The 23,128-nt window shown below is 60.5% G+C and carries 21 protein-coding genes; 9 read left to right on the top strand and 12 right to left on the bottom strand.

What is annotated here, in order from left to right:
• Nucleotides 1-41 precede the first annotated feature (41 nt).
• The 3 genes from ACYZT4_RS08225 to ACYZT4_RS08215 form a co-directional block, all read right to left on the bottom strand.
• A complete protein-coding gene (locus ACYZT4_RS08225; protein WP_461988602.1) occupies nt 42-665 on the bottom strand; it encodes a DNA-3-methyladenine glycosylase family protein in 624 nt (207 codons plus the stop codon).
• A complete protein-coding gene (locus ACYZT4_RS08220) occupies nt 665-1,747 on the bottom strand; it encodes a bifunctional transcriptional activator/DNA repair enzyme AdaA (RefSeq protein WP_461986806.1) in 1,083 nt (360 codons plus the stop codon). The genes ACYZT4_RS08225 and ACYZT4_RS08220 overlap by 1 nt, the downstream gene beginning before the upstream one ends.
• Before the next feature lie 190 nt (nt 1,748-1,937).
• On the bottom strand, nt 1,938-2,837 hold the full coding sequence (locus tag ACYZT4_RS08215; RefSeq protein ID WP_461986804.1) for a DMT family transporter: 900 nt from the start codon (nt 2,835-2,837) through the stop codon (nt 1,938-1,940).
• A gap of 101 nt (nt 2,838-2,938) precedes the next feature.
• On the opposite strand from ACYZT4_RS08215, the gene ACYZT4_RS08210 reads away from it, so the two are divergent.
• Both ACYZT4_RS08210 and ACYZT4_RS08205 read left to right on the top strand, forming a co-directional pair.
• Nucleotides 2,939-4,270, top strand: coding sequence for an aminotransferase-like domain-containing protein (locus tag ACYZT4_RS08210; protein ID WP_461988600.1), 1,332 nt, complete (start codon nt 2,939-2,941; stop codon nt 4,268-4,270).
• Nucleotides 4,271-4,355: 85 nt separating this feature from the next.
• Nucleotides 4,356-4,943, top strand: coding sequence for a LysE family translocator (locus ACYZT4_RS08205; protein WP_461986802.1), 588 nt, complete (start codon nt 4,356-4,358; stop codon nt 4,941-4,943).
• Here the strand turns inward: ACYZT4_RS08205 and ACYZT4_RS08200 are convergent.
• Nucleotides 4,940-5,773: a helix-turn-helix transcriptional regulator gene (locus ACYZT4_RS08200; protein ID WP_461986800.1), complete on the bottom strand. Its 834-nt coding sequence runs from the start codon at nt 5,771-5,773 to the stop codon at nt 4,940-4,942. The genes ACYZT4_RS08205 and ACYZT4_RS08200 overlap by 4 nt on opposite strands.
• Nucleotides 5,774-6,010: 237 nt before the next feature.
• Between ACYZT4_RS08200 and ACYZT4_RS08195 the strand changes: the two genes are divergently transcribed.
• The 6 genes from ACYZT4_RS08195 to ACYZT4_RS08170 all read left to right on the top strand — a co-directional run bounded on the left by ACYZT4_RS08195 (nt 6,011) and on the right by ACYZT4_RS08170 (nt 11,468).
• Complete coding sequence (locus tag ACYZT4_RS08195) at nt 6,011-6,259, top strand: transmembrane sensor/regulator PpyR (protein WP_461986799.1); 249 nt, start codon at nt 6,011-6,013, stop codon at nt 6,257-6,259.
• Nucleotides 6,259-7,413 carry an NnrS family protein gene (locus ACYZT4_RS08190; protein ID WP_461986797.1) on the top strand — a complete coding sequence of 385 codons (1,155 nt, stop codon included), beginning with the start codon at nt 6,259-6,261 and terminating at the stop codon, nt 7,411-7,413. The genes ACYZT4_RS08195 and ACYZT4_RS08190 overlap by 1 nt, the downstream gene beginning before the upstream one ends.
• Before the next feature lie 210 nt (nt 7,414-7,623).
• Entirely contained in the window at nt 7,624-8,082 is a 459-nt protein-coding gene (locus tag ACYZT4_RS08185; RefSeq protein WP_461986795.1) for a (2Fe-2S)-binding protein, read from the top strand.
• Nucleotides 8,079-10,247, top strand: a complete 2,169-nt coding sequence (locus ACYZT4_RS08180; protein ID WP_461986794.1) for a xanthine dehydrogenase family protein molybdopterin-binding subunit — start codon at nt 8,079-8,081, stop codon at nt 10,245-10,247. The genes ACYZT4_RS08185 and ACYZT4_RS08180 overlap by 4 nt, the downstream gene beginning before the upstream one ends.
• A 1-nt stretch (nt 10,248) precedes the next feature.
• A complete protein-coding gene (locus ACYZT4_RS08175; RefSeq protein ID WP_461986792.1) occupies nt 10,249-10,827 on the top strand; it encodes a hypothetical protein in 579 nt (192 codons plus the stop codon).
• A gap of 74 nt (nt 10,828-10,901) precedes the next feature.
• Nucleotides 10,902-11,468, top strand: a complete 567-nt coding sequence (locus ACYZT4_RS08170; RefSeq protein ID WP_461986790.1) for a GGDEF domain-containing protein — start codon at nt 10,902-10,904, stop codon at nt 11,466-11,468.
• Nucleotides 11,469-11,495: 27 nt separating this feature from the next.
• Here ACYZT4_RS08170 and ACYZT4_RS08165 read toward each other — a convergent pair whose 3' ends face one another.
• On the bottom strand, nt 11,496-11,921 hold the full coding sequence (locus tag ACYZT4_RS08165; protein ID WP_461986788.1) for a VOC family protein: 426 nt from the start codon (nt 11,919-11,921) through the stop codon (nt 11,496-11,498).
• A gap of 114 nt (nt 11,922-12,035) precedes the next feature.
• Between ACYZT4_RS08165 and ACYZT4_RS08160 the strand changes: the two genes are divergently transcribed.
• Entirely contained in the window at nt 12,036-12,902 is an 867-nt protein-coding gene (locus ACYZT4_RS08160; protein WP_461986786.1) for a LysR family transcriptional regulator, read from the top strand.
• A gap of 280 nt (nt 12,903-13,182) precedes the next feature.
• Here the strand turns inward: ACYZT4_RS08160 and fabI are convergent, their stop codons facing one another.
• The 7 genes from fabI to ACYZT4_RS08125 form a co-directional block, all read right to left on the bottom strand.
• Complete coding sequence (gene fabI, locus ACYZT4_RS08155) at nt 13,183-13,977, bottom strand: enoyl-ACP reductase FabI (protein WP_008152082.1); 795 nt, start codon at nt 13,975-13,977, stop codon at nt 13,183-13,185.
• 21 nt (nt 13,978-13,998) lie between these two features.
• On the bottom strand, nt 13,999-15,609 hold the full coding sequence (locus ACYZT4_RS08150; protein WP_461986784.1) for an ABC transporter ATP-binding protein: 1,611 nt from the start codon (nt 15,607-15,609) through the stop codon (nt 13,999-14,001).
• 1 nt (nt 15,610) lies between these two features.
• Nucleotides 15,611-16,630, bottom strand: a complete 1,020-nt coding sequence (locus ACYZT4_RS08145) for an ABC transporter permease (protein ID WP_461986783.1) — start codon at nt 16,628-16,630, stop codon at nt 15,611-15,613.
• A 1-nt stretch (nt 16,631) separates the two neighbouring features.
• Nucleotides 16,632-17,705, bottom strand: coding sequence for a microcin C ABC transporter permease YejB (locus tag ACYZT4_RS08140; RefSeq protein WP_461986781.1), 1,074 nt, complete (start codon nt 17,703-17,705; stop codon nt 16,632-16,634).
• Nucleotides 17,706-17,708: 3 nt separating this feature from the next.
• Nucleotides 17,709-19,550: an extracellular solute-binding protein gene (locus ACYZT4_RS08135; RefSeq protein WP_461986779.1), complete on the bottom strand. Its 1,842-nt coding sequence runs from the start codon at nt 19,548-19,550 to the stop codon at nt 17,709-17,711.
• The gene (locus ACYZT4_RS08130) at nt 19,547-21,355 is read right to left on the bottom strand and encodes an extracellular solute-binding protein (RefSeq protein ID WP_461988599.1); all 1,809 of its coding nucleotides are present in this window, start codon (nt 21,353-21,355) and stop codon (nt 19,547-19,549) included. The genes ACYZT4_RS08135 and ACYZT4_RS08130 overlap by 4 nt, the downstream gene beginning before the upstream one ends.
• Nucleotides 21,356-21,614: 259 nt before the next feature.
• The gene (locus tag ACYZT4_RS08125) at nt 21,615-23,066 is read right to left on the bottom strand and encodes a transglycosylase SLT domain-containing protein (RefSeq protein ID WP_461986778.1); all 1,452 of its coding nucleotides are present in this window, start codon (nt 23,064-23,066) and stop codon (nt 21,615-21,617) included.
• Between the last annotated feature and the right edge of the window lie 62 nt (nt 23,067-23,128).

Genomic DNA, 23,128 nt, shown 5'->3' with positions numbered 1-23,128 from the left:
ATGTGTTGAATCGACTTGCCCGCGATGAACGATGACGCGGTCTAACGGCTGGGCACCCGCCACAGATACCACGAAGCCACCGTGCGAAAAGGGCTCCACGCCAATCCGATCTCAACCATCTGCTTGCGCGTCGGCTGCACCTCCAACCTTTTCAACCGGCGGTAACCCTCGCGCACCCCGAAATCATCCGCCGGCAGAATATCCGGCCGCTCCAGGCTGTAGATCAGCAGCATCTCCACCGTCCAGCGACCCACCCCACGCAGGGTAACCAGGCGCTCGATCAGCGCTTCATCCGCCATGGCCAACGCCGTCGCGTAATTCGGTACCACACCGTCCAGCGTCGCCTGGGCGATGCCTTGAATGGTCGCAACCTTGCTCGTGGAAAAACCACACCCGCGCATCTGATCAAACCCGGTCGCCAGTATCTGTTCGGGTCGGGGAAATGCTGAGGAAGGAAACAACGCCAGAAGCCGACCGACAATCGCATCCCCGGCCTTGGTGTGCAGTTGCTGATAGGCAATCGAGCGCACCAGCGACTCATACGGATCACGCGCTGCATGGGGCTCGTGCAGGCAAGGGCCGATGGCTGCGATATGGCGCTGCCAATCTTCATCGATGGACGATAAATACGTACTGGCAGTCAGATAGGTGTTGGGGACGTTGATCAAAAGGACAGTGGCTCCGTTAGTTGCACCGCCGCTTTTTCCAGCCTGAGCAAAAATGCCTTGCGCGGTTGTCCTCCACCATAGCCCGTCAGCGAACCGTCCGCACCGATCACCCGGTGGCAGGGCAAGACAATCGAAATCCGGTTATGCCCGTTGGCCAGGCCCACGGCGCGGCTGGCGCCGGGCTTGCCCAGCCGCGCGGCGATGCTGCCGTAGGTGCTGGTGTGGCCATAGGGGATTTTCGCCAGTTCGGCCCAGACTTGCCGGGAGAACTCGCTGCCGGGCAAGTGCAACGGCACCCTGAATTCGGTGAGTTTGCCGGCGAAGTACTGCGCCAGCTCTGCTTCGATTTGCTGCAAGTGTGCGTTGTGCCCGGGCGCTACCGCATAGCCATGTTGGCGCTGCAGGGCTTCGACTTCCCCGGTCAGCGCCGGCCGGTCGAGAAACTCCAGCAGCACCAGGCCGCGCCGTTCGGCCATGGCGATCATCGGTCCCAGCGGCGTGGTCAGGCGGGTGAACAGCAAAGGTTCGCTGTTGGCCGCGCGACCGGGGGTGATGTGGAAGGATTTTTGAAAGGCGTCGCGAAACCCGCTCAGGGATTCGTACCCGGAATCGAACGCTGCGCCGTCGATGGAATCGCCCTGTTTGATGCCTCCCAAGGCCTTACCGAGGCGGCGGGTGCGTAACCATGCATGGAAGGTCATGCCGAAATGTTGTTTGAACCAGCGCCGCAGTTTCAGCGGCTCGATGCCTTCGGCTAGCAACTGGGCGTCGGTCCAGCGCAACTCTGGATCAACGTCCACCGACTTGAGCAGCGCTTGCACCCAGTCCGGCGCGATGGCGGCCGCGTCCAGCGGTTTGCAGCGCAGGCAGGCGCGATAACCGGCGGACAGGCACTCGTCGGCATGGGCGAAGAATTCGACGTTCTCCGGTTTCGGCTTGCGCGCGGTGCAACTGGGGCGGCAGAAGATCCCGGTGGTTTTGACCGCAGTAAAAAACACCCCCTCGTAGGTGGTGTCTCGTTCGAGCATGGCGCGAACCATCTCGGCGTGGGGCGGAAGCAGCGTGTGTTGTAGGTTCATGGGTTGAGCATAGGGCGCGTCACCTCTGGCTTCCACCGACAAATGGGCAGAGAACTTCAGGGAGGAAACACTCCTGTGTAGGAGTGAGCCTGCTCGCGATGACGTCGCATCAGTCGAGATTAATGTTGGCTGATCAACACCGATCTTGTAGGAGCCGGCAATCCGGCTCCTACAAGGTTGTGTGCATCAGTCATTTTTTTGCGAATTTCTTCGCCCCCGCCACACACAAAATCACCGCCAACGTCACCGCGAGCATCCCGACACTCACCTGCTCATGCAGCAACGTTGCCGCCAGCGCCAGGCCGAAAAACGGTTGCAGCAATTGTAACTGCCCTACAGCGGCAATCCCGCCCTGCGCCAGCCCGCGATACCAGAACACAAAGCCGATCAGCATGCTGAACAGCGACACGTAACCCAGGCTGAACCACGCGGGTGGACTGATTCCGGCGAACGAGACGGGTGTGCGCCACCCGGTCAACAACGCCATCACCGGCAGCGCCAGTACCAGCGCCCAGCAAATCACCTGCCAGCCGCCGAGTGTCCGCGACAGCTTCGCGCCTTCGGCATAACCGAGGCCGCAGGCGAGGATCGCCGCCAGCATCAGCATGTCGCCTTCAGGCGAGGCGGTCAGGCCTTGGGAAACGGCAAATCCCACCACAAGCGAACTGCCCAGAATCGAGAAAAACCAGAACACCGGACGTGGACGCTCGCCACCACGCAGCACGCCAAATACGGCAGTCGCGAGGGGCAGCAGGCCGACGAAGACAATCGAGTGCGCCGAGGTCACATATTGCAGCGCCAGTGCGGTCAGCAATGGAAAGCCGACCACTACGCCCATGGCTACGATGACCAGCGGCAACAGCTGATTGCGCGCCGGGCGTTTTTCCTTGAACAGCCACAACAGGCACAGTGCGAGTACGCCGGCGATGGTGGCGCGGGCGACGGTCAGGAAAACCGGATCGAATTCCAGCACCGCTACCCGCGTGGCCGGCAGCGAGCCACTGAAAATCACCACGCCGATCAGCCCGTTGATCCAGCCGCTTGTGGTCTTCTCCGATGTGTGGGCGTTCAGGTTCGATGTGCGTTCCATTGTGGTCACTCTCGACGTGTGGTGTTAGCGGCGGGTTGCCTCCCGCGCATCGTATGACCGACTATCAGCACAATCAAAAAATTGTCATGGATACATCCACTATGCCGCGCTTGCGCTACAAATCACTTGTCGATCGCTTCGCCGCAGACATCCGCTCGGGCCATTTGCCGCCCGGTATGCGTCTGCCCACCCATCGCCAGCTCGCCGCTGAACATGGCCTGGCGCTGGTCACTGCCAGCCGGGTGTACGCGGAGCTGGAGGCGATGGGCCTGGTCAGTGGCGAGACCGGGCGCGGTACCTTTGTCAGGGAGACTTCGCTTCCTGCCGCTCAGGGCGTCAGCCAGCACGTGGTGGCGGTGGGTATGGCGGATCTGAATTTCAACTACCCGTCGTTGCCCGGTCAGGCCGATCTGTTGCGCACCGCCTTGCGGCAGCTCGCGTTGTCCGGCGACCTCGAATCCCATCTGCGCTACCAGCCCCACGGCGGGCGCCTGCATGAGCGGGCTTCAATTGCCAGGCATCTGGGCTCTCGGGGATTGAGCGTTGAGGCCGAGCATGTGTTGATTGTCAGCGGCGCTCAACATGGATTGGCCGTGACCATGATGGCGTTGCTCAAACCGGGCGATGTGATCGCGGCGGATGCGTTGACCTACACTGGCTTCAAGGTGCTCGCCGAATCGCTGCACCTGGAGATCGTGCCGATTCCGGCCACGCAGGCCGGGCCTGATCTCGGTGCGTTCGAACAGCTTTGCCGGCGCCGATCGGTACGGGCCGTCTACAGCATGCCGACCTTACATAACCCGCTGGGCTGGGTCATGGACCTGAAGTGGCGTAACCGCTTTGTATCGATCGCCCGTCAGCATGACCTGCTGATCATCGAAGACGCCGCCTACGCTTTTTTGGTCGAAGACGCCCCGGCTCCGTTAGCCGAATTGGCACCGGAGCGGACAGTCTACGTGTCCGGATTCTCCAAGAACGTTGCCACCGGATTACGCGTGGGATTCGTTGCCGCGCCACTGGAAAAAGTGCCGGCATTGGAACGTGCAATCAGGGCCACCACCTGGAATACCCCCGGCGTGATGACGGCGATTGCTTGCGCCTGGCTCGACGATGGCACCGTCAGCCAACTCGAAGCGCAAAAGCGCGCCGATGCACAGGCGCGCCAAGCCATGGCCGCCGAGCTATTGAAAGGGCTGCGCTGCATGACGCATCCCAATTCCTACTTTCTCTGGCTACCGTTGGCGGAAGACGCCCGGGCAGATCAGATCGCGGTCGAGTTGATGCACGAGCACGTCGCCGTCTCCACCGCCGAGCCGTTTGCCACCTCTGTGCATGTGCCGCATGCGATCCGCTTGGCGCTGGGGTCGGTGGATATGGATTCACTGCGCGAAGCGCTGATCAAAGTTAAACGGGTGGTGGGCGCGTATTCCTGACGCGGCTGGGCAGTTTTCTTCAATACGTCGACCCGGCCGCTCTTTACCTTGACGCCTGGTTCAACTGAATTGAAGAAGGTTTGCAATGAGTCTGATTATTTCGATGGCGGCATTTGCGTTGGTGGCGTCGATCACGCCGGGGCCGGTGAACATTGTTGCGTTGAGTTCCGGCGCGCAGTTCGGTTTTCGCGCCAGTCAGCGCCACGTCGCTGGGGCGACCTTGGGTTTTGTGTTGTTGCTGGTGCTGATGGGACTCGGGCTGCATGAAGTGTTGCAATTGTGGCCTGCGCTGACGCGAGTGGTGCAATTGGCCGGGGTGGCGTTTCTGTTGTTCATGGCGTGGAAACTGGCGGCGGACAACGGTCAGCTCAATGCCGGGGATTCTGCGCAGGCGCCGTCGATGCTGTACGGCGCGATCATGCAGTGGCTGAACCCGAAAGCCTGGCTGGCCTGCGTCGCTGGCATGGGCGCGTTCGTTGCGGATGGCGAGGCGCGGCTGGTCTGGCAGTTCGCGGCGGTGTATCTGGTGATCTGTTACCTTTCGGTCGGTTGCTGGGCGTACGCCGGAACGTTTTTGCGCGGTTATCTGAACAACCCGACGGGCATGCGTCTTTTCAATCGGATCATGGCGTTGCTGCTGGCCCTGAGCGCGATCTATCTGCTGCTGCCCTAGCCGCGATACTGCCCAGGCGTTGCCGCCAGATGCAGTTTGAATACCCGCTGGAAATGCGCCTGATCGGCAAAACCGGCTTCCAGCGCCACATCGGCAATCAGGCTGCCGCTGCGCAGCCGCTCTTGGGCAAACTGGATGCGCCGGTTCACCAGAAACGCGTGGGGCGTCATGCCGTAATGCTGCTTGAAGGCGCGGATCAGGTAAGACGGCGACAGCTGAGCGGCGGCACAAATGTCTTCGAGCTTGAGCAGTTGCGTGCAGTTGTCACGGATGAAATCCGCAGCGCGCTCCAATTTGAAATTGGGCTCGCGCAGCGGCTGATCGCCGGGGTTGAGGCGCTGCTGCACGTCGGTAAAAAACTCCACTGCCGCGCTGTGTTTGCGCAGCACGTCGTGCTCACCGTCGATGAGTACGGCGTACAAATCCTTGAGACCGATAAACAGCTCGGCGTCGTCATTGTGGGTGACATCAAATCGCCGAAACGCCAAGTCGTCGCTGAACCCGAGCTGATGCTGCAAATCGGTGAGCCATCGTGTTTCGAGGTACAACATCAGGTACGACCACGGTTGATCGTCGATGGGATTGCAGGCGTGGACATCGCCGGGATTCATCAACACCACGGTGCCGGTACTGACCTCGGACGTGGCGTGCTCATGGATATAGGTGCTGCGCCCGGCGGTGATCGCACCGATGGAAAAGTGCTCGTGAGCATGGCGCGTGTAGCAGACCTCGCGACCGTCGGCGATGGCGCGGGCTTCGATGAAGGGCAGGGCATCGTCGCGCCAGAAGCGCGGCGCCTTGTCGGCATCCTTGGCAGCGGTGGGCTTCATCGTCGATGTCCTCGGCAGGTCAGCGCTGGAGTGTATTAGCTCTTGCGCCGCTTGCCGATCAAAAATACGCAACCACACTAGAGTCAATATGACCATTTTAGGAGTCTTAGTGACTATTTTCGGATGGAGTCAAATTGACTTAGTTCTACCTAACCCATTGATTTAATTGCATACCAAATCTGGCACGGAAACTGAAATAACAAGCGTACAACTGGTCTGATTCAGGAGTACGAAAAAATGTTCGCCTACTTCAGCAATCCTCAGAATGTCCTGCACCTGTCGAGCAAAGTCCTGGGCGTCGGCCTGGCGCTGCTACTGGCGGGTATCTACGGCGCTTACCTGTACGCCGGGCACTTGCCGATCGTGGTGTTGGTCACCCTGCATGCCGGTACCATCATTGGCCCGACGCTGATCAAGATCGGCTACGTCATGCGCCTGCTGGCCCAGCATCGCTTGAGCAAACCCTTTGCCGTGGCGGTTGCCTGATGCGCCGACTCGCCACTGCACCGGTGTTCAGCCTAGGCTTTCGCCCGTTCTTTCTGGTGGGTGCCGGTTTTGCGGCCATCGCCGTGGCAGTCTGGGCCTTGTGGTTGTACGGGCGTTTGCCCGGCGCGCAAGCCGTAGGCGGCATGCTGAGTTGGCATCGGCACGAAATGCCGTTTGGTTTCGCCTCCGCGATCATCGCCGGTTTCCTGCTGACGGCGGTGCCAAACTGGACGGGGCACGCGGGCCTTAACGGCTGGCCGTTGATCGGCCTGCTGCTGGTGTGGCTGATCGCGCGGCTGGCGTGGCTGATGCCGATCCCGGCGGTCGCGCTGATTGCGTTGCAAATCCCTTTTCTGCCCTTGCTGGCCTGGGTGTTAGGACGCGATTTGGTCGCCGCCGGTAAACGCGACAACTACCCGATTCTGCTGGTTGTCGCGCTGTTGGCCGCGACTCAGGCCATGACGCTGTGGGGCCTTGCGACCGAGGACGCCGGCCTGCAACGGCGCGGGGTGTTGACGGCCGTGTGGCTGATCGGCGCGTTGATGAGCGTGATTGGCGGGCGGGTGATTCCGTTCTTTATTCAGCGCGGGTTGAATCGGCCTGTTGCCAGTCCGGCGCATCCAATCCCCGGCCGGGTATTGTTGGTGAGCAGTTTGCTGGCCGCGCTTACGTTTGCCGGCGGTTTGCACGACGTCCCCCGAGGTTGGCTCGCAGCGCTGTTCCTGCTGATCGGCGGTTTGCATGTGCTCAAGCTGTGGCGCTGGCATGACCGGGGAATCTGGCGAGTGCCGCTGCTGTGGTCGCTGTATCTTTCGTATGCGTGGCTGGCGATGGCCGCACTGGCCATGGCGCTGTGGCACGCCGGTGTGATGCCGCAACAGAGTCTGGCCACGCATTCACTGGCCGTCGGCGGGATCGGCGGCTTGATCCTGGCGATGATTGCCCGGGTCAGCCTCGGGCATACCGGACGGCTATTGCAGCCCTCGAAAGCCATCGTCGTTGGGTTTGCCCTGTTGTTGGCTGCCGGCGTCTGCCGCGTGTTGCTGGTGCCGTTTTCCGGTACTGGAGTGGCGCTGTCCGCAGTGTTCTGGTGTGGCGCCTTTGTGCTGTTCCTCGTGTGCTACACCGGCGTCTTGCTCAAGCCACGGGTTTGAGGTTGCCATGGCTGGCGGTCCAGCGCGTGGGTCGCCATCCTTGAACCCGGTTCCGCGATCGCCAGCAAGCAAGCTCCTGCAGTTTTGCGGGGGTCGTCGGAGTACCGGTGGTCGATGAACCAGTCTCCCCCAGTAATTTGCGCTTAGCTGAAAGGATACCGCCGCGTCGTAAAAATAACGGCGTCACCGTGAGTCTGAGGAAAACGCGCCATGCTGACCTTGAACATCAATGGCAAGGACCAGGAGCTCGATGTCCCCGCTGACATGCCGCTGCTCTGGGTCTTGCGCGATGTCGCGCACCTGACCGGCACCAAGTTCGGTTGCGGCATGGCCCAGTGCGGCGCCTGCACCGTGCACGTTGACGGCGCACCGTTACGCTCGTGCATCACGCCCGCCACGGCCGTGGCCCACGGGCAAAAAATCCTCACCATCGAAGGCCTGTCCACCGACGGCTCTCACCCGGTGCAACAAGCCTGGGCCGAGCTCGACGTGGTCCAGTGCGGTTACTGCCAGTCCGGGCAGATCATGTCGGCGGCGGCGTTGCTGGCGAAAATTCCCGCGCCGACCGACAGCGATATCGACCAGGCGCTGTCCGGCAACATCTGCCGCTGCGGCACTTACCCAAGGATTCGTGCCGCGGTCAAACGCGCTGCGCAGATCAGCTCATGAACAGCCTCAATCCGGTTTCGCGTCGGGGCTTCCTCAAGGGCAGTGCGCTGCTTGGTGGTGGGTTGGTGGTTGCGTTTGTCATCCCCAGTGCACACCGTTTTGCCCTGGGCGCCGAGAATCAGGGCAACGTCTTTGCGCCCAACGCGTTCTTGCGCATTGGTAATGACAACAGCGTCACCGTGCTGCTCGGCCATTCTGAAATGGGTCAGGGCATCTGGACCGGCCTGACCATGCTGATCGCCGAGGAACTGGACGCCGACTGGTCGAAAATCCGTGTCGAGCACTCACCGGCATCGGCCGCCGACTACGGACTGGCGGGGTTTGGCGGGATGCAGATCACCGGCGGATCTACCTCAACCTGGATGGAGTTCGACCGCTACCGTCAGGCCGGCGCCGCCGCGCGTCTGATGTTGGTCGATGCCGCCGCCAAACGCTTCAACGTTGCGCCGTCGATCATCCGCACCGAGTCGGGTGTAGTGATTGCCGGTGCCGATCGCGCCACCTACGGCGAACTGGCCGACGACGCGGGCCAGTTGCCGGTGCCGGATCCGTCCTTGATCATCTTCAAGCAAGCCAAGGACTGGAAAGTCATTGGCAAACCCACCAAACGCCTGGACACACCGGAAAAAATCACCGGACGGGCCAAGTTTGGCATGGACGTGCAATTCGACGGGCTGATGACCGCGTTGGTTGCGCGCCCGCCGGTGTTCGGTGGCAGCGTCAAATCCTTCGAAGGCGCCGCAGCGCTGGCGATACCTGGCGTGCGCAACGTGGTGCAAGTGCCCACGGGCGTGGCGGTGATCGCCGATCATTACTGGGCCGCTAAGTTGGGCCGCGATGCGCTGAAGGTCGATTGGGACCTGGGGCCGAATACCGGGCTCGACAGCCAGAAACTGCTGGAGGATTTCCGCAAACTCGCGGGCACACCGGGCGCCACGGCGAGCAAGGCGGGTGATGCGGCGGGCGCCTTGGCCAAGGCGGCGAAGAGCATCGACGTCGAGTACAGCGTGCCGTATCTGGCGCACGCGCCAATGGAACCGCTGAACTGCACGGTGAAAATCAGCAAGGACAAATGCGAGATCTGGACCGGTACGCAGTTCCAGACCCTGGATCAAATGATTGCCGGGAAAATCACCGGGCTCAAACCCGAGCAAGTCGAGATTCATACCGAGTTTCTTGGCGGCGGCTTCGGTCGTCGGGCCAATCCGACGTCGGATTTCGTCGCTGAAGCCGTGCAGGTGGCCAAGGCGGCCGGCGCGCCTGTGAAAACCGTGTGGGCGCGCGAGGACGACATTCGCGGCGGCTATTACCGTTCGATGTTCCTGCATCAGGCGAGTATCGGCCTGGATGCCGACGGCCTGCCGATGGCCTGGAAGCACTCGATGGTCGGACAGTCGATCATGGACGGCACCGCGTTCGCGGCCACCATGGTCAAGGACGGCGTCGACAAAACTTCGGTCGAAGGTGTCGCCGATAGTCCGTATCTCGAAGGCATGGCCAATCACCAGGTGGAATTGCATTCACCGAAAACCGGCATAGCCGTGCTGTGGCTGCGGTCGGTCGGGCACAGCCACACCGGGTTCGTGATGGAATCGTTGATCGACGAATTGGCGGCGGCGGCCGGCAAGGATCCCGTGGACTACCGACGGACGTTGCTCAAAACGCATCCGCGCCATCTCGGCGTGTTGAATCTGGCCGTCGAAAAAGCCAACTGGACCGCGCCATTACCGGACGGTCATGCGCTGGGTGTCGCGGTGCATGAGTCGTTCGGCAGTTATGTCGCGCAGGTCGCCGAGGTGTCCCAGGACAACCTGAAAATCCGCGTGCATCGGGTGGTGTGCGCGGTGGACTGCGGGATTGCGGTCAACCCGATGAGCATTGCGGCGCAGATGGAGTCGGCCATCACCTTCGGCCTCGGGTTTACCTTGCACAGCAAGCTGACCTTCAAAAACGGGCAGGTGGTGCAGTCCAATTACCATGATTATCAAGTGCTTCGACTCAACGAAATGCCGGTGGTCGAAGTGCACATCGTGCCCAGCACCGAGAAACCTGGCGGCATCGGCGAGGCCGGTGTGCCGCCCACTGCTCCAGCGGTGGCCAACGCAGTGTTCGCCCTGACCGGGCAGCGTCTGCGCGAATTACCCTTGCAACTGTCGGGGGTGTGAGATGAAACGACATCTAGTGCTCGGCGCCGTGGTGATGGTGGGACTGGCGATCTATGCCTCGGATTTATTCGCAGAAGACCAGGCCGCGTTGAAGGCTTTCGACACGGTGCAGAAGGTGTTCCAAAGCCCGCGTTGCCAGAACTGCCATATCCCCGGCGATTCGCCGTTGCAGTTCGACGCCGGGACGCCCCATGCGATGAACGTGGTCCGGGGCATGGATGGCAAGGGCGCGGCTGGCTTGCCCTGCGCTACTTGCCACGCCGACAGCAATCCGCCGGCCAGTTATGGCCCTCACGCCCCACCAGGTGCGCCGCACTGGAGTCTGCCGCCCGCGTCACACAAAATGGCCTGGATCGGCCTGCCCGCCGACAAGCTGTGCGCGCTGATCAAGGACCGCTCCAGTAACGGTGATCGTGATTTCGCGGCGCTGATCAAGCATGTCAGTGACGACAAGTTGGTGTTATGGGGCTGGAATCCGGGCGAGGGCAGGGCGCCGGTGCCCGTTCCCCACGACATTTTCGTCACGCAGTTCAAGCGCTGGGCCGAGGCGGGAGGGCCGTGTCCAGTGGCGGGGATATGACCGGCGGTCCGTTAGCGGGGAGTCAATGCGGGTCTGCGCCACTCTAAAGTTCATATCCGCCACTGGAGTGAACAATGCTGACCCCAGGCAAACCGGTAAAACACGTTGGCCCAAGCCCCTCGATGTCGCCGCAACAGGCTCGCGAGGTTCTGCGCGACATGGCCCGCCAAGCCGAGCAGGCCGTCATGGGCGTGACCATGGCGAGCATGGATGAGTTGACGCTGCTGTCCAATCGACACGGTTTCACCACGTTGGCCCAACTGGGGCTGGACGTCTGTCAGCGCTTGGAAATACCGGCCACATTGCTTTTTTTTGACCTGGATAACTTCAAGCACATCAACTATTTGTTCGGCCGTTCTGCCGGTGATCACGCGCTTAAAACCTTTGCTGATGTGCTGCGAATCGCCTTTCGCGAAAGCGATGTCGTCGGGCGGCTCGGTGACAATGAGTTTGTCGCCCTGTTGTCCGGCTCAAGCGTTGTTGAACGGGGGGCCATCAGGGCGCGGCTTGAAGAAATCCTCGATGAGCGCAACGTGACGATGCGACGCGGTTATGGGATTCGTTTCAGTATCGAGCAGATTGAGTTCGACCCCGCGCAACACCGTTCGGTGGAGATTTTGCTGGAGCGGGCAGGCCTGTAAAAACAGATCAAAAGGTCGCAGCCTCGGTCACTTGGCAAACAACTGTCCGATATCCTTGAATGCCTTGAATTCCAGCGCATTGGCGCAAGGATCGAACAAAAACATTGTCGCTTGTTCACCCACCAGACCCTGAAACCGAATCCCCGGCTCGATCACGAATCGGGTGTCGCGGGCTTTCAGCCGCTCCGCCAGGTTCTTCCATTCCTCCATCCCCAACACCACACCAAAATGCGGCACCGGCACGTCATGCCCGTCCACAGCGTTGGTGTGCGCAGCTTCCTGAGAGGCGTTTTTCGGCGCCAGGTGAATCACCAGTTGATGGCCGAAAAAGTTGAAGTCGACCCAATGGTCGCTGGAGCGACCTTCTTCCAGGCCGAAGACTTCACCGTAAAATGCCCGGGCCGCCGCTAGGTCGTACACCGGGATCGCCAAGTGAAATGGAGAAAGTTGCATCGTTGAACCTCACAGGCTGTTAGTCGTTTAGGCCAAGTTTATCGCTATGCTTTTTGATTGAAAGACGATAGTTTTTGCGCCGAGCTCAAAATAATTCGATCAATCGAGGGCGGCATGCTGCGGGAATTGAAAACCTTCGTCGCCGTGACACGCTACGGTACCTTCGCTGCCGCCGGTATGCACATCGGCCTGACCCAGTCGGCGGTCAGTGCGCAGATGCGTAATCTGGAGCAGGCGCTTGGCATTCGTCTGTTTGATCGCACCGGGCGTCAGGCGATTCTCAATGCGGCCGGCCAGCGGGCGTTGCCGATGGCCAGGGAAATGCTCGAAACCTTCAGCCGCATGGCGGTCAGCGATGATGTCAGCGAGTACCGCGGCGAGTTGAAAATCGGTGCCGTAGCCACGGCCCAGACCGGGTTGCTGCCTCAGGCGCTGCTGCGTTTGCGCCAGCAAGCACCGCTGCTCGAGCCGAAACTGGTGCCGGGCGTTTCGCTGAATCTGCTAAGCCAGGTGGACACGGGCGAGGTGGATCTGGCGATTCTGATCAAGCCACCCTTCGAGCTGCCCAAGGAACTGTCGTCGCAGGTGATTCGCCGTGAGCCGTTTGTGCTGATCGTGCCGGCGGACCTCGAAGGCGATGATCCGTTGCAGTTGCTGGCAGATCACCCGCAGGTGCGCTACGACCGCAATTCGTTTGGCGGGCGACTGGTGACGCGGTTTTTGCGCGAGCAGCACATCGAGGTGCAGGTGGCGCTGGAGCTGGATGAGCTGGAGGCGATTGTGAAGATGGTTGAATGTGGGTTGGGTGTTTCGCTGCTGCCCGAGGCGGGGTTGTGGCTCGATTATGGCGCGAAGGTGCGGATCATCCGGTTGGGCGAGTTGACGTTCTACCGTGAAATCGTCCTGTTGCAGCGGTATAGCCAGCGTATGCAGCCGATCCAGCAGTTGTTTGCCAAGTGCTTGGCTTTGATCGCCAACTAAACACATCCCCTGTGGGAGCGGGCTTGCTCGCGAAGACGGCCTTAAGGTTGGCGGAGGTTTCGATCGTGTACATATCCATTTCTGTGGTTAGGGCTTGCATTGGTTTCGCCCTTACGGCGAGTCCCTTGAAAAGCCCCAAGTCACCAAAGGCTCTTGCCCCACCACGTGGCACCTCGCTAGGGCTCGGTTTGCCCGCTGCGCAATGCCTGCGTTCGGTCTGACATTCGGGCACAAAAAAACCCGCCTGAAGAGGCGGGTTTTTTAATGGCCGAGCCGAAGCTTACTCTTCGAGGCTGCCCATGGCCGTGGTGTTGAAACCACCGTCCACGTACATGATTTCACCGCTGATACCCGACGCCAGGTCCGAACACAGGAATGCGCCGGCGTTGCCGACTTCGTCAATGGTGACGTTGCGACGCAGCGGAGTTTGCGCTTCGTTAGCAGCCAGCATCTTGCGGAAGTTCTTGATGCCGGAAGCGGCGAGGGTGCGGATCGGGCCAGCCGATACGCAGTTGACGCGGGTGCCATCCGGGCCCAGGGAGCCGGCCAGGTAACGTACGCCAGCTTCCAGCGAAGCCTTGGCCATGCCCATGACGTTGTAGTTCGGCATGGTGCGCTCGGCACCCAGGTACGACAGGGTCAACAGGCTGCCATTGCGGCCTTTCATCATCTCGCGACCGGCTTTGGCCAGGGCCACGAAGCTGTAGGCGCTGATGTCGTGAGCGATGCGGAAACCTTCACGGGTAGTGGCTTCGGTGAAGTCGCCGTCCAGTTGGTCGCCCGGGGCGAAGCCGACGGAGTGCACGATGCAATCCAGGCCGTCCCACTTCTTGCCCAGTTCAACGAAAACCTTGGCGATTTCTTCATCGCTGGCCACGTCGCACGGGAAGCACAGGTCCGGGTTGGAACCCCAGCTCTGCGCGAACTCTTCGACACGACCCTTGAGTTTGTCGTTCTGATAAGTGAAGGCAAGCTCAGCGCCCTCGCGATGCATGGCGGCAGCGATGCCGGATGCGATGGACAGCTTGCTGGCGACACCGACGATCAGTACGCGCTTACCGGCGAGAAAACCCATGTGTTGCTCCTCTTTTTCAGGTTATTGCGCAGTGGCCGGCGCCAGGAAAGCGGCTTCCAGCAACTGCTGTGTATACGGATGTTGGGGGGCGGCAAAAATACGTTGCGCGTCTCCCTGTTCGACCACTTGGCCATGCTTGACCACCATCAGCTGGTGGCTCAGCGCTTTGACGACAGCCAGGTCATGGCTGATAAACAGATACGTCAGGTTGTACTTGCTTTGCAGTGAACGCAGCAGCTCCACTACCTGGCGCTGCACTGTCCGGTCGAGGGCCGAGGTCGGCTCGTCCAGCAGAATCAGCGCCGGTTTCAACACCAGTGCCCGGGCAATGGCGATTCTCTGCCGCTGCCCACCGGAAAATTCGTGGGGGTAGCGGTGCCGGGTTTCCGGGTCCAGACCTACCTCCTTCAATGCCGCAATAATCGCTTGTTCCTGTTCCGCCTCGGTGCCCATCTTGTGGATTCGCAGGCCTTCGCCGACGATCTGGCTCACGCACATCCGCGGGCTCAGGCTGCCGAACGGGTCCTGGAACACCACCTGCATCTCCCGGCGCAGTGGCCGAACCTGTTGTTGCGTGAGGCAGTCTAGCTGCTTGCCTTCAAAACGGATCGCGCCTTGACTGGCGATCAATCTTAAAATCGCCAATCCCAGCGTTGATTTGCCGGAACCGCTTTCACCCACAATCCCCAACGTCTGCCCCTGGGGCAGGCTGAAATTGATTCCGTCGACCGCTTTGATGTGATCGACAGTCTTTTTCAGCAAGCCTTTCTTGATCGGAAACCAGACTTTCAAGTCCTCGACCTGCAGCAATGGCGGGCCAATTACATTGGTCGCCGGCTTGCCGCTGGGCTCCGCTGCCAGCAGTTCCCGAGTGTACGGATGCTGCGGCGCACGGAACAGCTCTTCGCACGATGCCTGTTCGACGATGCAACCGCGCTGCATGACACATACGCGATGCGCAATTCTTCGCACCAGGTTCAAATCGTGACTGATCAGCAACAACGCCATGCCCAGACGGGCCTGCAATTCCTTGAGCAATTCGAGGATTTTCAGCTGAACGGTCACGTCCAGCGCAGTGGTCGGCTCGTCCGCGATCAGCAGTTCCGGCTCGTTGGCCAGGGCCATGGCGATCATCACGCGCTGGCGCTGGCCACCGGACAATTCGTGGGGCAAGGCCTTGAGTCGTTTGTGGGGTTCAGGAATGCCCACCAGTTCGAGCAACTCCAGGGTGCGCTTGGTCGCGATTTTGCCGATCAAGCCTTTGTGGATGCCCAGCACCTCGTTGATCTGCTTCTCGATCGAATGCAGCGGGTTGAGCGAGGTCATCGGCTCCTGGAAGATCATCGCGATCCGGTTGCCACGGATGTGGCGGATGGTTTTCTCTTTCAGGCTCAACAGATCTTGCCCGGAATACTCGATGGTGCCGGACGGATGCCGGGCGAGCGGGTAGGGCAGCAGGCGCAGGATCGAGTGGGCAGTCACCGATTTTCCGGAACCGCTTTCACCGACCAGGGCCAGGGTTTCGCCGCGCTTGATGTCGAAACTGACGTTTTCGACCACGCGCTGGCAGTGATCACCGACGACGAATTCGACGGACAGGTCGCGCACTTCGATCAGATTGTCCTGATTCATTTCACTTCCTCGGGTCGAAGGCATCGCGAGCGGACTCACCGATGAACACCAGCAGACTCAACATCAACGCCAGCACCGCAAACGCGCTCATGCCCAGCCACGGCGCTTGCAGGTTGGATTTGCCCTGGGCCACCAGTTCACCCAGCGACGGTGCGCCCGGCGGCAAACCGAAACCGAGGAAATCCAGCGCGGTCAGCGTGCCGATGGCGCCGGTCAGGATGAACGGCATGAAGGTCATGGTCGAGACCATCGCGTTGGGCAAGATATGGCGGAACATGATCGCACCATTCTGCATCCCCAGTGCCCGCGCCGCGCGCACGTATTCGAGGTTACGTCCGCGCAAAAACTCGGCGCGGACCACGTCTACCAGGCTCATCCACGAAAACAGCAGCATGATCCCCAACAACCACCAGAAGTTCGGCTGGACAAAACTGGCGAGGATGATCAACAAATACAGCACCGGCAACCCGGACCATATCTCCAGGAATCGCTGCCCGGCCAGATCGACCCAGCCGCCATAGAAACCCTGCAGCGCGCCGGCAATCACCCCGATGATCGAGCTGAGAATGGTCAGGCTCAAGGCAAACAGCACGGAAATACGGAAGCCGTAGATGACTCGTGCCAGCACGTCGCGGCCCTGATCGTCAGTGCCCAGCAGGTTGTCGGCGGAGGGCGGCGCGGGGGCCGGGACTTTCAGGTCGTAATTGATGCTCTGGTAACTGAAGGGGATCGGCGCCCACAGCACCCAGGCGTCCTTGGCCTTGAGCAGTTCGCGGATGTACGGGCTCTTGTAGTTGGCTTCCAGCGGGAATTCGCCGCCGAACGCGGTTTCCGGGTAACGCTTGATCGCCGGGAAATACCAGCTGTTGTCGTAGTGCACCACCAGCGGTTTGTCGTTGGCGATCAACTCGGCGCCGAGACTCAGGCCGAACAGCACCAGGAACAGCCACAACGACCACCAGCCACGCTTGTTGGCCTTGAACAGTACGAAACGTCGGCGATTGAGAGGGGACAGGTTCATCTCAATGCTCCCGGCTTTCGAAGTCGATGCGCGGATCGACAAAGGTGTACGTCAGGTCGCCGATCAGTTTCACCACCAGCCCCAGCAGGGTGAAGATAAACAGCGTGCCGAAGACTACCGGGTAATCGCGGTTGATCGCCGCTTCGAAACTCATCAGGCCCAAGCCGTCGAGGGAGAAAATCACTTCCACCAGCAACGAGCCGGTGAAGAAAATGCCGATGAACGCCGAGGGGAAACCGGCGATCACCAGCAACATGGCGTTGCGAAATACATGGCCGTAAAGCACACGGTGATTGGTCAAGCCCTTGGCTTTGGCCGTGACCACGTACTGTTTGTTGATTTCATCGAGGAAGCTGTTTTTGGTCAGCAGGGTCATGGTCGCGAAGTTGCCGATCACCAGCGCCGTCACCGGCAGCGCCAAGTGCCAGAAGTAATCGAGGAGCTTGCCGCCCATGCTCAGCTCAGCGAAGTTGTTCGACGTCAGACCCCTTAGCGGAAACCAGTCGAAATAACTGCCGCCGGCGAACACCACGATTAGCAGGATGGCGAACAGGAATGACGGAATGGCGTAGCCGACGATGATCAACGAGCTGGTCCAGACGTCGAAATGGCTGCCGTGTCGCGTGGCCTTGGCAATCCCGAGCGGGATCGACACCAGGTACATGATCAGCGTGCTCCACAACCCGAGCGAGATGGAAACCGGCATCTTTTCCTTGATCAGGTCGATGACCTTGGCGTCGCGGAAGAAACTGTCGCCGAAATCCAGGGTGGCGTAGTTCTTGACCATGATCCACAGACGCTCCGGCGCCGATTTGTCGAAGCCGTACATGTGCTCGATTTCTTTCACCAAAGCGGGGTCGAGGCCCTGGGCACCGCGATAGGCGGAACCCGCCACCGAGACTTCCGCACCGCCGCCGGCAATGCGGCTGGTGGCGCCTTCGAAGCCTTCGAGCTTGGCGATCATCTGTTCTACCGGCCCGCCGGGGGCGGCCTGGATGATCACGAAGTTAATCAGCAAGATGCCGAGCAACGTCGGGATGATCAGCAGCAGTCGCCGAAAAATATACGCCAGCATCTATTACTCCGTGCCCGCAGGGTCGGCTTGCAGTTTGGTTTCGACTTCTATCGCCGGTGTCACGTTCGGCTTGATCCACCAGGTGGCGGTACCGATGTCGTACTTGGGTGAGATTTTCGGATGACCGATGTGGTTCCAATACGCCACGCGCCAGCTCTTGATGTGCCAGTTGGGGATGACGTAATAACCCCATTGCAGCACGCGGTCCAGTGCGCGGGCGTGGGCCACCAGGCTTTTGCGCGAATCGGCGTTGATCAGTTGTTCGACCAGTTGATCCACCACCGGGTCTTTCAGGCCCATGGAGTTGCGGCTGCCGGGTTTGTCGGCGGCGGCGGACATCCAGAATTCGCGCTGTTCGTTCCCCGGTGAGTTGGACTGCGGGAAGCTGCCGACGATCATGTCGAAGTCCCGGGAACGCACGCGGTTGATGTACTGCGACACGTCGACCCGGCGGATCACCAGGTCGATGCCCAGATCGCTCAGGTTGCGCTTGAACGGCAGCAGCACGCGCTCGAATTCGGTCTGCGCGAGGAGAAATTCGAGGGTCACCGGTTTGCCGGTGGCGTCGACCATCTTGTCGTCGACGATCCGCCAGCCGGCCTCTTGCAGCAATTGGTAAGCCTTGCGCTGCTGGGTGCGGATCATGCCGCTGGCATCGGTCGCCGGGTTCTGGAACGCCTCGCTGAACACTTCGGCCGGGAGTTTGCTGCGCAACGGATCGAGAACAGCCAGTTGATCGGCGTCCGGCAGGCCGGTGGCGGCCATTTCCGAGTTCTCGAAGAAACTGCGGGTGCGCACGTACGCACCATTGAATAGTTGTTTGTTGGTCCACTCAAAGTCCAGCAACAGCGCCAGGGCCTGGCGCACACGAACGTCCTGGAACACCGGACGGCGCAGGTTGAAGACAAAACCCTGCATGCCGGTCGGGTTGCCGTTGGGAATCATTTCCTTGATCAACCGGCCTTCGGTCACCGCCGGAATGTTGTAGGCGTTGGCCCAGTTTTTTGCAGTCATTTCCAGCCAGTAATCGAACTGCCCGGCCTTCAGCGCTTCCAGGGCGACAGTGTTGTCGCGGTAGTAATCGGTGGTCATCACGTCGAAGTTGTAGAAGCCACGGTTGGCCGGCAGGTCCTTGCCCCAGTAATCCTTGACCCGCTCATACCGCACCGAGCGCCCGGCCTTCACTTCGCTGACCTTGTACGGGCCGCTCCCCAGCGGAATTTCCAGGTTGCCCTTGTTGAAGTTCCGCGTTGCCCACCAGTGTTTCGGCAGTACCGGCAGCTGCCCGAGGATCAATGGCAGTTCGCGGTTATTGGTGTGCTTGAACTTGAACAACACGGTCAGCGGGTCTTCGGCGACCGCTTCGGAAACGTCGCTGTAGTAGCCGCGATAGAGCGGCGCACCGTCCTTGGTCAGCGTTTCGAAGCTGAACACCACGTCTTCGGCGCGGATCGGATGGCCATCGTGGAAACGTGCTTCGGGGCGCAGGTAGAAACGCACCCAACTGTTGTCCGGGGCTTTTTCGATTTTGCCGGCGATCAAGCCGTATTCGGTGAACGGCTCATCCAGGCCTTGCTTGGCCAGGGTGTCGTAGATGATGCCGATGTCGTCGGCCGGCACGCCTTTGCTGATGAACGGGTTGAGGCTGTCGAAGCCGCCGAACCCGGCCTGACGAAAAATTCCGCCCTTTGGCGCATCGGGATTCACGTAATCGAAGTGGTTGAAATCGGCCGGATATTTCGGCGGCTCGTTGTACAGGGTCACGGCATGTTGCGGAGCGGCGCTGGCCAGTCCGGCGAACAACAGGCCGCTGGCCTGCAAGAGCAGGGTGCGGATGGGTTTCATTGATCTTTCTCCGAAGATTTCAGCCACCACGCGCTCAGGCCCAGAGTGTAGGGCGGCGTGGTGACGAAGGCGAACCGGTTGCGGTAGGCCAGACGGTGATAATTGAGGTACCAGTTGGGAATGATGTAGTGCTGCCACAACAGCACCCGGTCAAGGGCTTTGCCGGCAGCAACTTGCTCGTCGCGTGTCTGGGCGGCCAGCAGTTGTTCGAGTAAATGGTCGACCACCGGGTTGGCGATGCCCGCGTAGTTTTTACTGCCCTTGACCCCGACCTGGCTGGAATGGAAGTACTGCCATTGCTCCAGGCCGGGGCTGAGGGTCTGGTTCAGGGTCATCAGGATCATGTCGAAATCGAATTGATCAAGGCGCTGCTTGTACTGGGCACGATCCACCGTGCGCAGCTGGGCCTCGATGCCGATGCTGGCGAGGTTCTCGACGTAAGGCTGGAGGATGCGTTCCAGGTTCGGATTGACCAGCAGGATTTCCAGACTCAACGGCTGCCCGGCGGCATTCTGCACATGCTGGCCATCCAGCTTCCAGCCAGCCTCGGCCAGCAGGCCCAAGGCCTTGCGCAGAGTTTCCCGTGGAACGCCGCGCCCCTGGGTTTGCGGCAGGCTGAACGGCTCAGTGAACAGCTTGGCCGGCAGTTGCTCGCGATACGGCTTGAGCATCAGCCATTCGTGCCCGACCGGCAGGCCGGTGGCGGAAAATTCACTGTTGGGGTAATAACTCATCGCACGTTTGTAAGCGCCGCTGAACAGCGTGCGGTTGGTCCACTCGAAGTCGAACATCAGCCCCAGCGCTTCACGGACCCGGACGTCGGCAAACGACGGGCGCCGGGTATTCATGAACAGGCCCTGGCTCTGGGTCGGAATCTGATGCGGAATCTGTGCCTTGATCACGTCGCCGCGATTGACCGCCGGGAAGCGGTAGCCGTTGTCCCAGTTCTTGGCCTGATGCTCGATGTAGATGTCGAACTCTCCGGCCTTGAACGCCTCGAACGCCACGTCGCTGTCACGGTAGAACTCGACCTCCATGCGGTCGAAATTATATTTGCCGCGATTGACCGCCAGGTCCTTGCCCCAGTAATCCTTGACCCGTTCGAAGACGATCTGGCGACCGGGAGTGACCGAGGTGATGCGATACGGTCCGCTTCCCAGCGGTGGCTCGAAGGTGGTGGCCTTGAAGTCGCGACCTTTCCAGTAATGCTGCGGCAGCACCGGCAGCTCGCCCAGACGCAGGATCAGCAGAGGATTGCCGGCGCGCTTGAAGACGAAACGGATGCGCTGCGGGTTGAGCACGTCGACCCGCAAGACTTCCTGAAGATTGGTCCGGTATTGCGGATGGCCGTCCTTGAGCAGCAGGCGGTAGGAGAACGCGACGTCATACGCGGTGATCGGCGTGCCATCGTGAAATCGCGCTTCGGGGCGCAGGTTGAAGACCACCCAGCTGCGATCTTCGCTGTACTCCACCGATTGGGCGATCAGGCCGTAACTGGATGTCGGCTCGTCGCCTGAAGGCGCGTACTGGCCAGTGCCGACCATCAGCGGTTCGTTCAGCTCGTTAATGCCGTACTGCAGGAAATTCCCGGTAGAAACCGGGCTCGAGCCCTTGAAGGTATAGGGATTGAGCGTATCGAAGGTGCCAAACGCCATCACCCGCAACGTTCCACCCTTGGGCGCTTGCGGGTTGACCCAGTCGAAGTGGGTAAATCTGGCCGGGTACTTGAGCGTGCCGAACTGCGCATAACCATGGCTTTCGCTGATCGTCGCGCTTGCGCAGGTGCTCAAGGCCAGGCTGATCAGGAGAAGGAGGAGGGGACACTTCAAGTCAGAGATCCGATCCAGGCGGCTTGGGCTTTGTGGGCGGTACAGTAACAGCTTGTATGGACAGGAAAAAGACAGGGATTAATGCTGAGCAATGCCGCTATTGTAGGCGCGAGCTTGCTCGCGATGGTCGTCAACGATAACGCGGGGAGCCTGACACCCTGCGGCGGTCTCACATCCATCGCGAGCAAGCTCGCTCCTGCAGGCAAAAAAAGCCCCTGAAGTCAGGGGCTCGTTTTTAATGCGGCGAAGCGACCGTCAGCATCTGCCCAGGCTTCAACGCCTGACCCACACGCGGATTCCAGCGCTTGAGGTGCTGCATTTCAACGTTGAAACGCTTGGCCACCATGTACAGCGAATCACCCTGCTGAACCTTGTACTGGGTCTGCGGTTTCTCGGTCTTTGCTTTCGTTTTAGTGTTGACCGCGACGACGGTGTTCACCCGTCCGGCGCTGCGCTTTGTCTTGTCCTGCATCACCAGCGTCTGGCCAACCTTGAGGTCCTTGCCGGTCAGCTTGTTCCAGCGTTGCAGGTCCTTGACGTCGACCTTGTTGGCCTTGGCGATGGTCCCAAGGTTGTCACCACGCTTGACCCGGTAGGCGCGTTTCAGGGTGGCGAGCTGGGCGTCGTCGGCGCCTTCGAAAACCGGTTTGAGCGGCTTTTTGCTGATCAGCTCTTCAGGACGCATGGTCTGCAGGCTGGCGGTCAGCAACTGCGCCTTGGACGTTGGCACCAGCAAATGCTGCGGACCGTCTAGCGTGGTGGTGCGTTGCTTGAAGGCTGGATTGAGCTGGAACAGCTCGTCTTCGTCGATGTTGGCCACCGCTGCAACCTTGGACAGGTCCATGCGCTGATTGATTTCGACGACCTGGAAGTACGGTTCGTTAGCGATCGGGTTCAGATTCACGCCGTAGGCTTCCGGCGACAGGACTACTTGCGACAAGGCCAGCAACTTCGGCACGTAGGCCTGGGTTTCGGCGGGCAGCGGCAGGTTCCAGTAATCAGTCGGCAGGCCGAGCTTTTCGTTGCGCTCGATGGCCCGGCTGACCGTGCCTTCACCTGCGTTGTATGCCGCGAGGGCTAACAGCCAGTCGCCGTTGAACATGTCGTGCAGGCGCGTCAGGTAATCCATCGCGGCGGTGGTCGAGGCCGTGATATCACGACGACCATCATAGAGATTGGTCTGGCGCAGGTTGAAGTAACGACCGGTGGAAGGAATGAACTGCCAAAGACCCACCGCATTGGCCCGAGAGTAGGCCATCGGGTTGTAGGCACTTTCAATCACTGGCAGCAGCGCCAGTTCCAGTGGCATGTTGCGCTCTTCAAGGCGTTCGACGATGTAGTGAATGTAGAGGCTGCCACGTTCGCCGGCGCTTTCGAGGAAGGACGGGTTGCTGGCGAACCACAGGCGCTGTTGCTCGATGCGCGGGTTGACGCCCAGGCCGTCCTGCAACTGGAAGCCCTGGCGCATGCGCTCCCAGACGTCCTGTGGAATTTGCGGAGTGGGCTTCTCGCTGAGCCAGATGGGCTTCTGCTTGGCTCGCGCGGCAATGTTCGGGGTGTGTGTGGCTTCGGTCTGCGGCACATGGCTGGAACAGCCCGCCAGAGTGGCGGACACGGCCACCGCTATGGCTTGAGCCAAGCGGGTCAATGCGTCTGAATTGATGGCTTTGCGTATAGGTGACGACATTGGCTGGAAGTTAGTTCCGGACAAAAATGTCGGGCGATTCTAGAAAGCGCACCCCTCGCGGT

This window comes from Pseudomonas sp. GB2N2, assembly GCF_054897705.1.
Note: the sequence above shows the minus strand (reverse complement) of the source record. Positions and strands in the feature narration are given on the sequence as shown.

What these genes read in the sequence shown, in the direction of transcription:
- ACYZT4_RS08220 (WP_461986806.1), bottom strand. Translation starts at nt 1,747, where the DNA reads ATGAACCTACAACACACGCTGCTTCCGCCCCACGCCGAGATGGTTCGC.
- ACYZT4_RS08215 (WP_461986804.1), bottom strand. Translation starts at nt 2,837, where the DNA reads ATGGAACGCACATCGAACCTGAACGCCCACACATCGGAGAAGACCACA.
- ACYZT4_RS08210 (WP_461988600.1), top strand. Translation starts at nt 2,939, where the DNA reads ATGCCGCGCTTGCGCTACAAATCACTTGTCGATCGCTTCGCCGCAGAC.
- ACYZT4_RS08205 (WP_461986802.1), top strand. Translation starts at nt 4,356, where the DNA reads ATGAGTCTGATTATTTCGATGGCGGCATTTGCGTTGGTGGCGTCGATC.
- ACYZT4_RS08200 (WP_461986800.1), bottom strand. Translation starts at nt 5,773, where the DNA reads ATGAAGCCCACCGCTGCCAAGGATGCCGACAAGGCGCCGCGCTTCTGG.
- ACYZT4_RS08195 (WP_461986799.1), top strand. Translation starts at nt 6,011, where the DNA reads ATGTTCGCCTACTTCAGCAATCCTCAGAATGTCCTGCACCTGTCGAGC.
- ACYZT4_RS08190 (WP_461986797.1), top strand. Translation starts at nt 6,259, where the DNA reads ATGCGCCGACTCGCCACTGCACCGGTGTTCAGCCTAGGCTTTCGCCCG.
- ACYZT4_RS08185 (WP_461986795.1), top strand. Translation starts at nt 7,624, where the DNA reads ATGCTGACCTTGAACATCAATGGCAAGGACCAGGAGCTCGATGTCCCC.
- ACYZT4_RS08180 (WP_461986794.1), top strand. Translation starts at nt 8,079, where the DNA reads ATGAACAGCCTCAATCCGGTTTCGCGTCGGGGCTTCCTCAAGGGCAGT.
- ACYZT4_RS08175 (WP_461986792.1), top strand. Translation starts at nt 10,249, where the DNA reads ATGAAACGACATCTAGTGCTCGGCGCCGTGGTGATGGTGGGACTGGCG.
- ACYZT4_RS08170 (WP_461986790.1), top strand. Translation starts at nt 10,902, where the DNA reads ATGCTGACCCCAGGCAAACCGGTAAAACACGTTGGCCCAAGCCCCTCG.
- ACYZT4_RS08165 (WP_461986788.1), bottom strand. Translation starts at nt 11,921, where the DNA reads ATGCAACTTTCTCCATTTCACTTGGCGATCCCGGTGTACGACCTAGCG.
- ACYZT4_RS08160 (WP_461986786.1), top strand. Translation starts at nt 12,036, where the DNA reads ATGCTGCGGGAATTGAAAACCTTCGTCGCCGTGACACGCTACGGTACC.
- fabI (WP_008152082.1), bottom strand. Translation starts at nt 13,977, where the DNA reads ATGGGTTTTCTCGCCGGTAAGCGCGTACTGATCGTCGGTGTCGCCAGC.
- ACYZT4_RS08150 (WP_461986784.1), bottom strand. Translation starts at nt 15,609, where the DNA reads ATGAATCAGGACAATCTGATCGAAGTGCGCGACCTGTCCGTCGAATTC.
- ACYZT4_RS08145 (WP_461986783.1), bottom strand. Translation starts at nt 16,630, where the DNA reads ATGAACCTGTCCCCTCTCAATCGCCGACGTTTCGTACTGTTCAAGGCC.
- ACYZT4_RS08140 (WP_461986781.1), bottom strand. Translation starts at nt 17,705, where the DNA reads ATGCTGGCGTATATTTTTCGGCGACTGCTGCTGATCATCCCGACGTTG.
- ACYZT4_RS08135 (WP_461986779.1), bottom strand. Translation starts at nt 19,550, where the DNA reads ATGAAACCCATCCGCACCCTGCTCTTGCAGGCCAGCGGCCTGTTGTTC.
- ACYZT4_RS08125 (WP_461986778.1), bottom strand. Translation starts at nt 23,066, where the DNA reads ATGTCGTCACCTATACGCAAAGCCATCAATTCAGACGCATTGACCCGC.